General features: G+C 56.8%; 13 protein-coding genes and 1 riboswitch. All 13 genes read right to left on the reverse strand.

Annotated features, from left to right (window positions below):
- Positions 1–8: 8 nt before the first annotated feature.
- Entirely contained in the window at positions 9–1,169 is a 1,161-nt protein-coding gene (gene wecB / locus K2F33_RS04620) for a non-hydrolyzing UDP-N-acetylglucosamine 2-epimerase (RefSeq protein ID WP_089549714.1), read from the reverse strand.
- Between the two features lie 15 nt (positions 1,170–1,184).
- Complete coding sequence (gene upp, locus K2F33_RS04625; RefSeq protein WP_076174689.1) at positions 1,185–1,814, reverse strand: uracil phosphoribosyltransferase; 630 nt, start codon at positions 1,812–1,814, stop codon at positions 1,185–1,187.
- A gap of 583 nt (positions 1,815–2,397) precedes the next feature.
- Positions 2,398–3,645: a serine hydroxymethyltransferase gene (glyA, locus tag K2F33_RS04630; protein WP_263881108.1), complete on the reverse strand. Its 1,248-nt coding sequence runs from the start codon at positions 3,643–3,645 to the stop codon at positions 2,398–2,400.
- A 62-nt stretch (positions 3,646–3,707) separates the two neighbouring features.
- Positions 3,708–4,322: a TIGR01440 family protein gene (locus K2F33_RS04635; RefSeq protein WP_251678514.1), complete on the reverse strand. Its 615-nt coding sequence runs from the start codon at positions 4,320–4,322 to the stop codon at positions 3,708–3,710.
- Positions 4,323–4,343: 21 nt separating this feature from the next.
- The gene (gene rpiB / locus K2F33_RS04640) at positions 4,344–4,799 is read right to left on the reverse strand and encodes a ribose 5-phosphate isomerase B (RefSeq protein WP_089549712.1); all 456 of its coding nucleotides are present in this window, start codon (positions 4,797–4,799) and stop codon (positions 4,344–4,346) included.
- A gap of 147 nt (positions 4,800–4,946) precedes the next feature.
- Positions 4,947–5,028: riboswitch (ZMP/ZTP riboswitch) on the reverse strand.
- Between the two features lie 109 nt (positions 5,029–5,137).
- Complete coding sequence (locus tag K2F33_RS04645) at positions 5,138–5,725, reverse strand: low molecular weight protein arginine phosphatase (RefSeq protein WP_263881109.1); 588 nt, start codon at positions 5,723–5,725, stop codon at positions 5,138–5,140.
- 39 nt (positions 5,726–5,764) lie between these two features.
- Entirely contained in the window at positions 5,765–6,325 is a 561-nt protein-coding gene (locus tag K2F33_RS04650) for a manganese efflux pump MntP (RefSeq protein WP_089549710.1), read from the reverse strand.
- Positions 6,326–6,411: 86 nt separating this feature from the next.
- A complete protein-coding gene (locus K2F33_RS04655) occupies positions 6,412–7,494 on the reverse strand; it encodes an L-threonylcarbamoyladenylate synthase (protein ID WP_263882288.1) in 1,083 nt (360 codons plus the stop codon).
- Positions 7,495–7,690: 196 nt separating this feature from the next.
- Complete coding sequence (spoIIR, locus tag K2F33_RS04660; RefSeq protein WP_263882289.1) at positions 7,691–8,413, reverse strand: stage II sporulation protein R; 723 nt, start codon at positions 8,411–8,413, stop codon at positions 7,691–7,693.
- 315 nt (positions 8,414–8,728) lie between these two features.
- Entirely contained in the window at positions 8,729–9,928 is a 1,200-nt protein-coding gene (locus K2F33_RS04665; RefSeq protein ID WP_089549708.1) for an FtsW/RodA/SpoVE family cell cycle protein, read from the reverse strand.
- Positions 9,929–10,011: 83 nt separating this feature from the next.
- Positions 10,012–11,250 carry an FtsW/RodA/SpoVE family cell cycle protein gene (locus K2F33_RS04670; RefSeq protein ID WP_089549707.1) on the reverse strand — a complete coding sequence of 413 codons (1,239 nt, stop codon included), beginning with the start codon at positions 11,248–11,250 and terminating at the stop codon, positions 10,012–10,014.
- A 71-nt stretch (positions 11,251–11,321) separates the two neighbouring features.
- Complete coding sequence (locus K2F33_RS04675; RefSeq protein ID WP_412973995.1) at positions 11,322–12,368, reverse strand: HemK/PrmC family methyltransferase; 1,047 nt, start codon at positions 12,366–12,368, stop codon at positions 11,322–11,324.
- A 25-nt stretch (positions 12,369–12,393) separates the two neighbouring features.
- Positions 12,394–13,461, reverse strand: a complete 1,068-nt coding sequence (gene prfA, locus K2F33_RS04680) for a peptide chain release factor 1 (RefSeq protein ID WP_076174707.1) — start codon at positions 13,459–13,461, stop codon at positions 12,394–12,396.
- Positions 13,462–13,470: the final 9 nt, after the last annotated feature.

Below are 13,470 nucleotides of genomic sequence, written 5' to 3' on the forward strand. Positions count from 1 at the left end.
AATATGGCTTAACTTTCCTTTGTGAACATTCTGTGAAATTGTTCCGGACGTTCATTTTTGATGCCAAAATGATGCAAAATCGCGTCGACAATCCGCTGGGATGCCTTGCCATCTCCGTATGGATTTGCGGCGCCGCTCATCGCATTATAGGCTTCTTGATCGGTCAGCAAATGCTTCGTCCGTCCGTACACTTGTTCCTCATCCGTTCCGACCAGCTCGAGCGTTCCCGCCTCGATACCTTCCGGTCGCTCGGTCGTGTCACGGAGCACCAGCACCGGCACACCGAAGGATGGAGCTTCTTCCTGAAGACCGCCGGAGTCCGTCAGAATCAGATGCGTATGCGGATAAAAATTGTGCAAGTCTACAACATCCAGCGGTTCAATCAGCTTAATTCTTGGATGATTGCCCAAAATTTGATGCGCCGGTTCTTTGACCGCCGGGCTTGGATGGACCGGATACACGATGGCGATATCGTCGAATTCGTCGGCAATCCGCTTCACGGCACGGAAGATGTTCAGATGAGGCTCGCCCTGCGATTCTCGCCGGTGCGCCGTCATCAGAATCAGCCGTTTGCCCTGCGCCCAGTCGAGCACCGGATGGTGATAATCCGACTTGACGGTGTACTGGAATACGTCGGTAACGGTATTGCCAGTCACGTAAATGTGGGATTCGTTCTTGTTCTCCTTCTTCAGGTTGCCTGCAGACCAGTCCGTCGGGGCAAAATGAAGATCGGCAAGCACGCCGGTCAGCTGGCGGTTCATCTCCTCCGGATACGGGGAGAGCTTGTTCCACGTTCTCAGGCCCGCTTCGACATGTCCTACCTGGATCTTCTGCAGGAAGGCCGCATAGCTGGCCAGGAAGGTCGTCAGCGTGTCTCCGTGCACCAGAACGATATCAGGCTTGGCCTCTTTCAAAACCGGCTCCAGGCCCTGCAGAACGCGGATGGTCACCTCGTTCAGCGTCTGGTTCTCTTTCATCACGTCCAGATCGAAATCCGGCGTAATCTTGAATACCTCGAGCACCTGATCCAGCATCTGACGGTGCTGGGCCGTTACGCAGACGACGGATTCGATATGTTCGGGATGCTTCTGCAGTTCTAAGATGAGCGGAGCCATCTTGATGGCTTCCGGGCGCACCCCGAAGATCGTCATCACTTTAATTTTTGACATATGGTTTCCCTCTCCTTACTTGGTTCCGTACAGCCGGTCTCCGGCGTCTCCCAGTCCCGGAATGATATAACCGTGGTCGTCCAGCTTCTCGTCCAGGGCCGCTACATAAATGTCCACGTCAGGATGGGCTTCCTGCACGGCTTTGACACCTTCCGGCGCGGCGATCAGGTTCATCATCTTGATCTGGGTGCACCCCCGCTTCTTCAGGACGTCGATCGCGGCAATAGCCGATCCTCCGGTCGCCAGCATCGGATCGATGACGATCAGCTCGCGCTCGGTCACGTCTGTCGGCAGCTTCGTGTAATACTCGACAGGCTGCAGCGTTTCCGGATCGCGGAACAGTCCAACATGTCCCACCTTGGCGGCGGGAATCAGCTTCAGCATGCCGTCGAGCATGCCGAGCCCGGCGCGCAGGATCGGAATCAGGCCAAGCATGCGGCCCGCCAGAACCTTGCCGTCCATCTCAGCGACAGGTGTCTGCACCTTCACCGACTCGAGCGGAACCTCGCGTGTAATTTCGTAAGCCATTAAGGAAGCAACCTCATCGACCAGTTCGCGAAAATCTTTCGTGTTCGTCCGCACATCGCGGATAAATGTCAGTTTGTGTTGAATCAAAGGGTGATCACAAATCACCAGTTTTCCCATGTTAGTCCCTCCGGTTAAATCGTAAGTCTAAGTGCTGTCATTGCCGGTTAGTTAGATGCCCATTCGCATACGATACATGCAAGTACACAAATCTTATTTATTATATCATTCCTGGAAATGATTTTGCACCCAAGAAAGATATGTTTATTCTGGCCCAAAGATCAGCCGGCTTAAACGTTAACCGAAAGACCGCGCAAGGGAACCGGCATGGTGTAAGCACCCCGTAAAGACCCGCCAATCTAACATTTGCCCTTCGCATCGACCAGTCTTAAATCTAGCAGTTTATCTCCCTCTGAACTACTATATAAAAGCCACTCTAAGAGTGTGAAGGCACACATCCGCTGTGACGGCAGAAAGGTTTATTGACCTATACGGCTTCTGAGAGCGAAAAGAAAAACGTATTATCGGCGTACATTCTCAGAAGACAGACCGCGTTTAGCGGGAGTTTCTTTTGCGGGATCAGGATGGTTAGCCTCGAAACATCGGAAAATCTCTATTTCTTATTTCTAAAAAAAGGGACCGGAGAACATTCCCCAGTCCCTTATATTCTCACAGACCTGTACTTCTCAAGATCTGTGTCCTATTAGTAGTTAAGTTCAGGATACAGCGGATATTGATCCGTCAGTTCCTTCACCATCGCCGCTGCTTTGGACAGCACGGCTTCGTCCTTAGGCGCCTTCAGCGTCATGGCGATGATTTTGCCGATCGTCACCATAGCCACTTCATCCATGCCGCGGGAAGTCGCAGCCGGCGTACCGATCCGGATTCCGCTCGTGACGAACGGGCTGGTCGGATCGAACGGAATGGCGTTTTTGTTGACGGTGATACCGACGGAGTCCAGCACCTTCTCAGCGTCTTTCCCTGTAATGTTTACGCTGCGGGTATCCACCAGCATCAGGTGGTTATCCGTGCCGCCCGATACGATGTTCAGGCCTTCGCTGATCAGCGTCTCAGCCAATACTTTGGCGTTCTTCACCACGTTTTCGGCATACGTTTTGAACGATGGGTCCAGCGCTTCGCCCAAGGCTACGGCTTTGGATGCGATAACGTGCATCAGCGGACCGCCCTGCGTGCCCGGGAACACGGCCTTGTCGATGGCCGCAGCCCATGGCTGCTTGCACAGAATCATGCCGCCGCGCGGACCGCGGAGCGTTTTGTGCGTTGTCGTCGTAACAAAATGGGCGTGAGGCACAGGGTTCGGATGAAGCCCGGCTGCAACCAGGCCCGCGATATGAGCCATGTCGACCATGAACAGCGCGCCTACGTCATTGGCGATCGAAGCGAGAGCTTCGAAATCAATCGTACGCGGATAGGCGCTCGCACCGGCGACGATCAGGCGCGGACGATGCTTGAACGCAAGTTTGCGGACTTCGTCATAATCGATGAGGAACGTATCTTCCTGGACCCCGTAAGCGACGAAGTTGTACAGCAGACCGGATGCGTTCACCGGGCTTCCGTGCGTCAGGTGTCCGCCATGGGCAAGGTTCATCCCGAGTACGGTGTCCCCTGGTTTTAGCGCTGCCAGGTATACGGCCATGTTGGCCTGAGCGCCGGAGTGCGGCTGCACGTTGGCATGCTCGGCTCCGAACAGTTCTTTCGCACGGTCACGAGCGATATCTTCAACGATATCGACGCGCTCGCAGCCGCCGTAGTACCGCTTGCCCGGATATCCTTCGGCGTATTTGTTCGTGAGGACGGAGCCCATGGCTTCCATAACCGCTTCACTGACAATATTCTCCGATGCGATCAGCTCGATGTTTGCACGCTGACGCTTCAGTTCCAAGTTCATGGCCTCGAGTACAGCCGGGTCCTTCTTACGCAATTGATCCATGTTAATAGTTCCTCCCTTATTGGAATTCAAAATAAAATGTTCGTTTCAATCATCCGCTCATGTTAATCGCAAAGATCTGAACTGCCGCCGTCACGGTCGGTTCTGCCGGCTTCTTCATCCAGACGGTACACCGCCCGTTCGCCGCCGATCAGCTTGGGCCGCGTGTAGGCCGCATTCACACGCGCGTGCCCAACATAGCGTAGGGTCGGGCGGAAAGGCACCGCCACACGCCGCAGATGCATGCCGATCATCGTCTCGCCGATGTCAATGCCCGCGTGAGCCTCGATCGCTTCGGCCAGGCAAGGCTCCTTCATGGAACGGTAAGCAGCGGCAGCCATAGAGCCGCCCGCCTTCGGAACAGGAACGGCGGCGACCTCGGTTAAGCGAAGACGCTCCAGTACGGAACGCTCCATCACCAGCGCCCGGTTCAAATGCTCGCAGCACTGAAACACCGTGTCGAAGCCGAACTTGGCCCGGACCTCGCCGATCGCCTGCAGCAGCTCCTCGGCAACCCCGAGCGCCCCCGAAGTGCCGATGCGTTTCCCGGCCACCTCACTGGTGCTCGTTCCGACAACCAGTACCTTACCAGGGCCAAGCCCCGCGGCTTCCACCAGCTCATGAAGAATTTGGGATACCTGTTCTCCCAGCGAAACTTCCAATGGACTGCCTCCTGACATGCTTTCCATGAGAAAACCTCCCTAATTGTGCAGATACCGCTCTTCAATCGCTTTAATCTTGTTCACACGCCCGACATGACGCTCGCCGCCGCTGAACTCCGTGCCCAGCCAAGCCTTGACGATTTCCTGGGCCAGACCCGGACCGATGACGCGTTCGCCCATCGCCAGCACGTTGGAGTCGTTATGCTCCCTGGTGGCGATCGCCGAGAACACATCGTGGACCAAAGCACACCGGATGCCCGGAACCTTGTTCGCCGCGATGCTCATGCCGATGCCTGTTCCACAGATCAGGATTCCCCGGTCGGCCTCGCCTTTGGTAACCAGATCGCACACAGGGAGAGCATAGTCGGGATAGTCCACGGAATCCGTGCATCCGCATCCCACATCCGCAACTTGATGCCCCATCCCTTCGATCACGGCAATGATGTCTTCTTTCAAACGTATACCCGCATGATCTGTTCCAACAGCAATTTTCATCTTTCGAAAAACCTCCTAAAATTTCGCGCAATACAGAGAAACGAATCCAGCGCTCCCCGGTATTCCCGTGACTTCTTGTACCATTATAACTCATTTGCAGCCACTAGACGAAAAAAAGAGCAGTCCGCGGATCATTCCGCAGAATTGCTCTTTTGCCCAGGCGACCGGCCGTATATTCCGGTGCTCCATCGTGGTTGGATCCACATTGTCGCCAGTTACACCGGAACCGATGTTTTTCACCTTCATCATAAAGCATGACGCGATGAAAATCAATCTGCAAATTTACTCCATTTTTTCAGGCCTAGGCTCCCGCCCAAGTGCTAATTTAAGCTTGTTTCTTAAAATGTACGGAACGCCTCCAGCTTATCCAGCAGCCGCTCGATGGCGGCGCGGATTTCTGCGGCGGTGACATCGTAATCGTCGCGGGACCCGCCGAACGGGTCCGAAATATCAAAGCTCGGGATCCGCTGCTGGATCTCGATCAGCCGCTCCCGTTCCTCGTCCTCCAGCTGCTGCCCGAGCGCCCGCTTCATTTCCCAGGTGGCGTACAGGCTGTCGAGCTCCTGCAGGTCCTTGATCACGTTCTCGTCATCTTCGGTGTATTCCTTCAGGGTATAAATTTTGTCAGCCGCGAGCGGAAAGCTCCGGATCACACGCTGCTTATGCCCCTGGGTCAGTGTCAAAATCAAATCCGCCCAATCCACCATGTCGGCCCTGAGCGGCTTGGCAGTCAAATGCTCATCGATCTCGTGGTCCCGCAGCACCGCTTCCGCATGACGCGAGATGGGTGTCCCTTCAAGGGCGGCCACGCCGGCCGAACGGACTTCGAGCGGAACGCTGCGCTCCTTGGCCAGCTTGCGAAGCAGAGCTTCGGCCATCGGGCTGCGGCACGTGTTTCCCGTACAGACAAACAAAATATGCTTCACGTCTCTAGCACCTCCCGAAGTGTCTTTGCCGATATTGTATCAGAAGATAAAGGCGAGGCCAAATGCCAGCAAAATCGCGCCGCCAAGGGCCTCACCGTATTCGCCGAGATTCCGGCTTACCCTCCTGCCGAGCAGGAGTCCAAGCACGGCCATCGCGCCCCCGCAGATCCCGAAAGCAAGCACGGTCAGAATCCGGTTGCTCTCAAACATCCCCAGGGATACGCCTACCGAAAAGGAGTCAATGCTGACGCTGAGCGAAAACAGCAGCATCCCCAGCAAAGAGCGGTGATCCACCATTCGCGTTTCGCTTGTTTTGAAGGCATTCAGGACCATGTGCCCGCCTAGCAGCACAAGCAGCCCGCCGGCAACCAGGGCCGCAACTTGTCCAAGCAGCGAACTGACGTAATATCCCATAAACATTCCCAGCAGCGGCATCAACACATGGAAAAGGCCGATCAGCAAGCTGATCTTGAGAATATGCAGCAGCCGGATTCCTTTCATGCCGATTCCTACGCCCAGAGAGAATGCATCCAGTCCTAATGCGACGGCCATTATCATGATTGTCATTAGCTGCCCTAAACCGGCAGAAGTCTCCAACATCCCTATTCCCCCATGTCCGTTAGGTTCTTGTACAACCATATGCGGACAAGAGGTAAATGATGTCTCTTAAAAGGTGCGGCGAGAGGTCACAAGCGCACAACCCGCTGGCCGGCGGCCTTGCGGAGCCGGTTCATGATGGCAGCGCCCAGACCCTCTTCCGGGCAGGCTTCCGACAAAATAAACGTCACGCCTTCTTCATCCATGCGGCGAAGAGCGGCGTACAGCCGGTGGGCGGCCGCTTCCAGCCCGGCAAGACTGCCGAGGGACTGCACGCAATCCGCGGCGTAACGGCCGATATGCTCCTCGAATGCCATCACGCCGGTTCTCTCCCCGCGGGCCGCCGCCGCCTTCAGCTGCTCATCGATCCAGCCGGAGACCCGCTCCGGCGTGCCGCCCTGCACAATGGTGAGCGCACCCTTGGGAGCGTAGTGCGTATATTTCATGCCGGGCGATTTCGGCGCGACGATCTCCTCTTCATCCGGTGAGCGTTCGATTCCCGGATCGGTCGTCACCGCCACCCCGGAGGCGGCGGCAAGCTGCTCGCTCGTAATGCCGCCGGGCCGGAGAACGGTGACGCTGCCGTCCTCCTGGACCTGTACGACGGTGGATTCAAGGCCGACCCCGGTCGGCCCTCCGTCCAGAATACCGTCGATCAGCCCGCTCAAATCTTCCTCGACATGGCCCGCGAGCGTCGGGCTCGGCCGTCCCGAGCGGTTGGCGCTCGGCGCCGCCACCGGACAGCCGGATTCACCGATCAGCTTCAGCGCGATCGGATGGTCCGGCATCCGGATGCCGACCGTCGTCAGCCCCGCTGTTACCCGCGGGGACAGCACGCCCGGCCGAAGCGGCAGCACCAGCGTCAGCGGGCCGGGCCAAAAGGCCGCCATCAGCCGCCGCGCCGTATCGCTGACCTCCGTCACGAGCCCGTGCAATTGGCTTGTATCCGCAATGTGGACGATGAGCGGATTGTCGGACGGCCGGCCCTTGGCCTTGAAAATCGCCTCGACAGCCTCCGTATTCCGGGCATCCGCCCCAAGGCCGTAGACCGTTTCGGTCGGAAAAGCAACGGTACCGCCATCCCGTAGAATGGCGGCTGCCCGGCCGATCGACTGCTCTGCACGGGACACCGCTTCCCTCTCCGCTTCTGCAGCAGCGGTGCTGCGTCCCATCAATACGGTCACATCCCATACCGGTGTGGCATGGCTCTTATTTGCATCATGGGCGGAAGGAGCGCTTCCTCCATCCTGCCCTTGGTTTAACCCTTTCATCGCTGTTCATTCCTGTCATCGAAATTGGTATGTTTTATTATAGCACATCTACAAAATCTCCATGACGCATGCCCCTGGACAGGATGGCCGCTAGTTCCTAAGCGAACAGCCCCGTCAGCCAGGACCACAGCCCGGAGAGCATGTCTACCAGGAAGAAGCGAACTTCCGGCTGGGAAGCATCGGCAGCTGCTTTCCCGGAAGCTTGAGCGGCTGCAGTATCCGTCACCTTGGCCGACGCAGTGGTCACAGCACCCTTAGCGTCACCCTTGGCATCGGCAGACTGAGCCTTGGCATCGGCGGGCTGAGCCGCAGCATCTCCGCTAGCCGCATCGATGAAGCAGAGCGGAGGGAACAGCACGCACCACCAATTTTGACCGCTGCCTGTACCCAGTGTGATCCGGAGTGCTTCATAGTTCCCGGCCGGATACACGGTACCGCCGTACAGTTTGGTCGGAAACGGCACGATGCCCAGTTCAACATTGTAATCGTAATGAATGCCTCTCTTCTCCAGCTCACGGCCCACGAGATCGTTCAGTTCCGGTAAATGCTCCCGGATCGTCGTTCTCGCCTGATCGAGGCTTTGCGGGTCCTCAAGCTCCTGTACCCAGCCGTTCATCTCCGCTACCACGGCATCGCGAATCTCGCGTTTGACCAGCTGGTCATCCGGATTATCGGAATTGGCCAGGATGCGCAGGCGGATGGACTCCTGCGGAATCGGCCCGCCGGCCACGGCCGCGTCGGTCTTTTGGCTCTCCCACATCATGGCGATCATAAACAAAATACAAAAAATAATGGCGGTATCCTTCACCAAGTCGCGCAGCCAGTCTTGCCCTCTATATTTCCCCTGCTTCATCGTTTTTTCCATTTTCCCCGGGCCCCTCTCTATCAGAACAAATCTATGATAGTTCTCAGTATGTCCGGGAATGGTAGAGTCTAAACCTAGCAATCTATAATATAGATTGAATTAAAGAAATCACACCTTTGACACGGATATTCCCCTTGGAAACAAGGAATGATAAGAAAACTCGAATTCATCTTATCTAGTATTTCTACGAGCTTTTAACCCATAAAAAAAGACCGCCTTCCCAAGCCCGAGGACTTGTCGAAAACGGTCGTTTCTTGTAAATCATCAGCTTCACATACCCGCCTTGGCCTGTCCGGCTTGAGCGGAAGCCCCTTTGTTTGCCGGGGTCAGCATCTCGTCGTCCACTTCCTCCCCATGAACGCGCACGCTCATGACGATCCCGATGCTCGCCATATTGATCAGCAGCGAGGTTCCGCCGTAACTGATAAACGGCAGCGTAATCCCGGTCAGCGGCATCAGGCCGATGAAGGCGCCAATATTTTCGAAGATCTGATAGAGCATCATGGCGATAATGCCCACGATCAGAATCGGCCCTGCCCGGTCCCGGCACTCGAGACAGATCAGAATCATCCGGTGGATCAGGATAAAATACAGCAGCAGCACGACCGATGAACCGACGAAGCCGAATTCCTCGGCGATTTCCACGAAAATGGAGTCCGAATAAGTATACGGCACACGCCCGGATTGAACCGAGGACCCTTTCATATACCCTTCGCCGACCATGCCGCCGGATGCGATCGCCAGCTTGGCGTTTTTCGTATGATAGGACGCCTTGGCCGTCGCCTTATCCGGCACCAGCCATGGGTCGAGACGTTCCGTCCAGTGCTCCCGTCCGATGTCCTTCATAAACTTCTCAATGTTGTCGTGAAAATGAATGTAAGAAAAAATGCTTCCGACAGCGACGGCCGCCAACACCACCAGCGCAATCAGCGCATGCCAAAACTTGATGTTGCCGATCCAGAGCAGTCCGAGCAAAATCAGAACGTAGCTGAGCGCGTTCCCGAGGTCATTCTGAACCATAACGAGCGCAAACGGCACGAACGTCAGCAGTCCGATCGGGACTACGTCATGCCAGAACGTGAGCCTCGATTTATTTTTGCGCATAATGATATACGTCAGAAAAATAATCAGGATGAGCTTGAACAGCTCCGCAGGCTGCAAACTGAAGCTTCCCATCTTGATCCAGCCCTGGGCGCCGTTGACGTCGGTCCCGATGAAGTTAACCGCAACGAGCAGGGCCAACCCGAACAAATACAAATAAAGCGCATATTTGACAAGCAGCTTGTAATCGACGATAACCAGCCCAAAAAATGCGATGAAGGCAAGCACGTAAAACTCGATCATTTTAATATGGGAACCGGCAAACTTCGTCCCCTGTGTGACACTGTAAATGGACATGATGCTGATGCCCATGAAAATCAAAAGAATAAAAACGACGACATAATCCACTTTTTTCAGCTTTTGAAGCATGGCTATCCTCCTGTGCGGAGCCTTCCGCTCCTCGTTGCCCCTGATGCGTACCTGTCTATTGTAATAGAACAGCCATGCCATATTCAATTCCTGTTAAATCCATCCCGGATGAGGCGCAGAATTTTGCCCGTCCCTGTGGCCGGAGCCGGTTCGTTCTGCAGCGGGAGCAGCTCCTCTTCCTCCTGCCCGTGAATCCGGACGCTCATCACCACCCCGATGCTGACCATGTTGATCACCAGTGAAGTGCCGCCATAACTGATAAAAGGCAGCGTAATGCCGGTCAGCGGCATCAGACCGATAAAGGCGCCGATGTTGACAAAAATCTGGTAAATGAACATCGTGATAATGCCTGTAATCAGGTATGGCCCCGCCCGGTCACGGCAGTCCGCGGCAATCAGAATCATGCGGTGGATCAGAATAAAATACAGCAGCAGCAGCGCCGACGAGCCGATAAACCCGTACTCCTCGGCAATCTGGACGAAGATCGAGTCGGCAAAAGCCAGCGGAACCCGGCCGTCGGACTGGATCGTCGTCCCCTGCATGTAGCCCTTGCCGTCCAGGCCGCCCGACCCGATCGCCAGCTTGGCGTTGTAGGTCTGCCAGCTGTCGTCACGGGAAGCTTTGTCCGGAACGAGCCAGGGGTCAAAACGCGCGATCCAATGCTCGCGGCCAATGGACTTGAACAACTTCGCCGCCTCGTCATGATAATGAATATAAGCCTGAATTCCGCCGAAGATGGCGGCAAAGGCCACGGCGAACCCGATCAGCGCATGAACATACCGGATGCCGCCGATCCACAGGAGCCCTACCAGAATGAGGAGATAGCAGAGCGCGTTCCCCAGGTCGTTTTGCGCCATCACCAGCATAAGCGGAACCAAGGTGAGGAGCCCCATCGGCACGACATCCCGCCAAAAATACAGGCCGCGGGACCGGTCTCGATTTTTCTTCAGCAGCAGGCTGGACAGAAAAATGACCAGGAACAGCTTGAACAGCTCGGCCGGCTGCAGGCTGAGTCCCCCGGGAAGGGTGAGCCAGCCGCGGGCACCGTAGTATTCGTTACCGGCAAACAGGACGAATAAGAGCAGCATCAGGCCGAAGATATACACATACAGTGCATATTTAATCAGCAGCTTATAATTGACGAGCGAAGTCGCCAGAAACCCTGCAAAGCCGATGACGTAATAGACGGCCATCCGCACCGAATAATGATCGGTTTTGGGCCGGCCGGCGGTGACGCTGTATATGGAAGTCAGACTGAACGCCATCAGGCAGAGCAGCACCAGCATGACGGCGAAATCCAATTGTTTCAGTTTGCGCAGCATATCCTTTCCTCCAGGGAAAACATAGGTAGTTCCATTGTAGAGGAAATTGGGTCAAAAAGAAAATTATGGGATCACCGGCGGACGCCGAGAACGTGGCGGTCAATGCCGGCGAGGTCCGGGATGATCATAATCTCATCCCAATGGCCCGCCTGGCGGAGCAGGTCTGCGACCTCGCCCGCCTGGCCGATGCCCAGCTCGAATCCGATGAGCCGGGGCGGCTCCTGCAGCAGCGGCAGCTGCTGCATCATGATGCGGTAAGGCGCGAGCCCGTCCGCTCCGCCGTCCAGCGCCGTGCGCGGCTCATGGTCGCGCACCTCGGGCTGCAGGCCGGGAATATCGGCCGCAGGAATGTACGGCGGGTTCGACACCAGGATGTCGACCCGCCGCCCCGCAAACGGCTCCAGCAGGTTGCCTTCTTCGAAGGCGACCTGGGCGCCGTTGGCTTCGGCGTTGCGCGCGGCGACACGCAGCGCATCCGCCGAGATGTCGCTGGCGTAGACCTGCCAGCGCGGGGCGTGCAGCGCCAGCGTGACCGCGATGGCGCCGCTGCCGGTGCCGATGTCGGCCGCGACCAGCGGGCGCAGGCCGTCCGCGGTGCCGGCACCGCCGCCGGGCGCAGCGGCTGCGCGGCTCTGTGCCGCCGGACGAGCCGCTTCGCGGTCCGGCTGCTCCGCGTCAGCCGGCCCCGGAACGCGGCCGGCGCCCTGCCCTTGCGGCGGCTCCTCCTCCGCCGCAGATGCCGCTCGCTCAGTCGGTGCTGCTCCCTGCGGCCACAGCTGCGTGGCCTGCTGCAGCACGGCTTCCACGAGCAGCTCCGTCTCGGGCCGCGGGATCAGCACGGCGGGCGTCACCTGAAAGGGGATGCCGTAGAACTCCTGCTCCCCGATAATGTATTGGGCCGGTTCGCCCGCCGCCTTGCGGGAAATCACTTCCTCCCAGGCCTTCCGCCGCTCGTCCGGAAACGGATCGGGCAGCGCCATGTAATAGGCCGCGCCGGAGAGGCCCAGCACATGCTCCAGCAGCAGCTGGGCGTTCCGCTGCGGCTCCATCACTTCATGCGCCGCTAAAAAAGAGGAAGCCTCCGCAAAGGCTTCCCGTATACTCTGCTTTGTCGTCATCACAAACGTGCTTTCCTTCAAAGCCTTATTCCCCTTTATCCATCATTTCCGCCTGCTCCGCAATGTTCAGGGCCGAAATGATCTCTTCGATTTCGCCATTCATCACCGAATCGAGCTTGTGCAGCGTCAATCCGATGCGGTGGTCGGTCACCCGGCTCTGCGGGAAGTTGTACGTACGGATCCGCTCACTGCGGTCGCCAGTACCCACTTTGCTCTTCCGCTCACCGGCATACTTCGCTTCTTCTTCCTGCCGCATCATATCAAAGATCCGGGCACGAAGCACCTGAAGCGCCTTTTCCTTGTTCGAGTTCTGCGACTTGCCGTCCTGACAGGTGGCCACGATTCCGGTTGGAATATGGGTCACGCGAACGGCGGATTTCGTGGTGTTGACGGATTGTCCGCCCGCACCGCTGGAGCAGAACGTATCGACGCGGATATCCTTGTCATGGATTTCGATGTCGATCTCTTCGACTTCCGGCATGACCGCCACTGTGGAAGTGGAAGTATGGATCCGTCCGCCGGACTCCGTCGTCGGGATGCGCTGCACGCGGTGCGCACCGCTTTCGTATTTCATTTTGCTGTAGGCGCCGCGTCCGTTGATCATGAAGATGACTTCCTTGAAGCCGCCCAGATCGTTCGTATTGGCGTCCATCAGCTCTACGCGCCAGCCTTGGGTATCCGCATAACGCGTGTACATCCGGTACAGGTCGGAAGCGAACAGAGCCGCTTCGTCGCCGCCCGCCGCGCCACGGATCTCCACGATGACGTTCTTGTCGTCGTTCGGGTCCTTCGGCAGGAGCAGAATGCGGATGCGCTCCTCCAGCTCGGTACGGCGCTGGGTCAGTTCCTCGATTTCCATCTTGACCATTTCACGCATTTCGTCGTCCAGCTTCTCAGCCTGAAGCGCTTTGGCGGATTCGAGTTCTTCCATAACGGATTTATATTCAGTATAAGCCTCATATGCAGGCTGCAAATCGGATTGTTCTTTGGAATATTCCCGCAGTCGCTTACTGTCGTTCGCAACGTCAGGATCGCAAAGCAGTTCACTAAGCTTCTCATAACGGTCCGCCAAGGATTGCAATCGGTCCAACACTGGGATTCA

Source organism: Paenibacillus sp. PSB04 (genome assembly GCF_025809195.1).
In the GTDB taxonomy this organism is placed as follows: domain Bacteria; phylum Bacillota; class Bacilli; order Paenibacillales; family Paenibacillaceae; genus Paenibacillus_AQ; species Paenibacillus_AQ favisporus.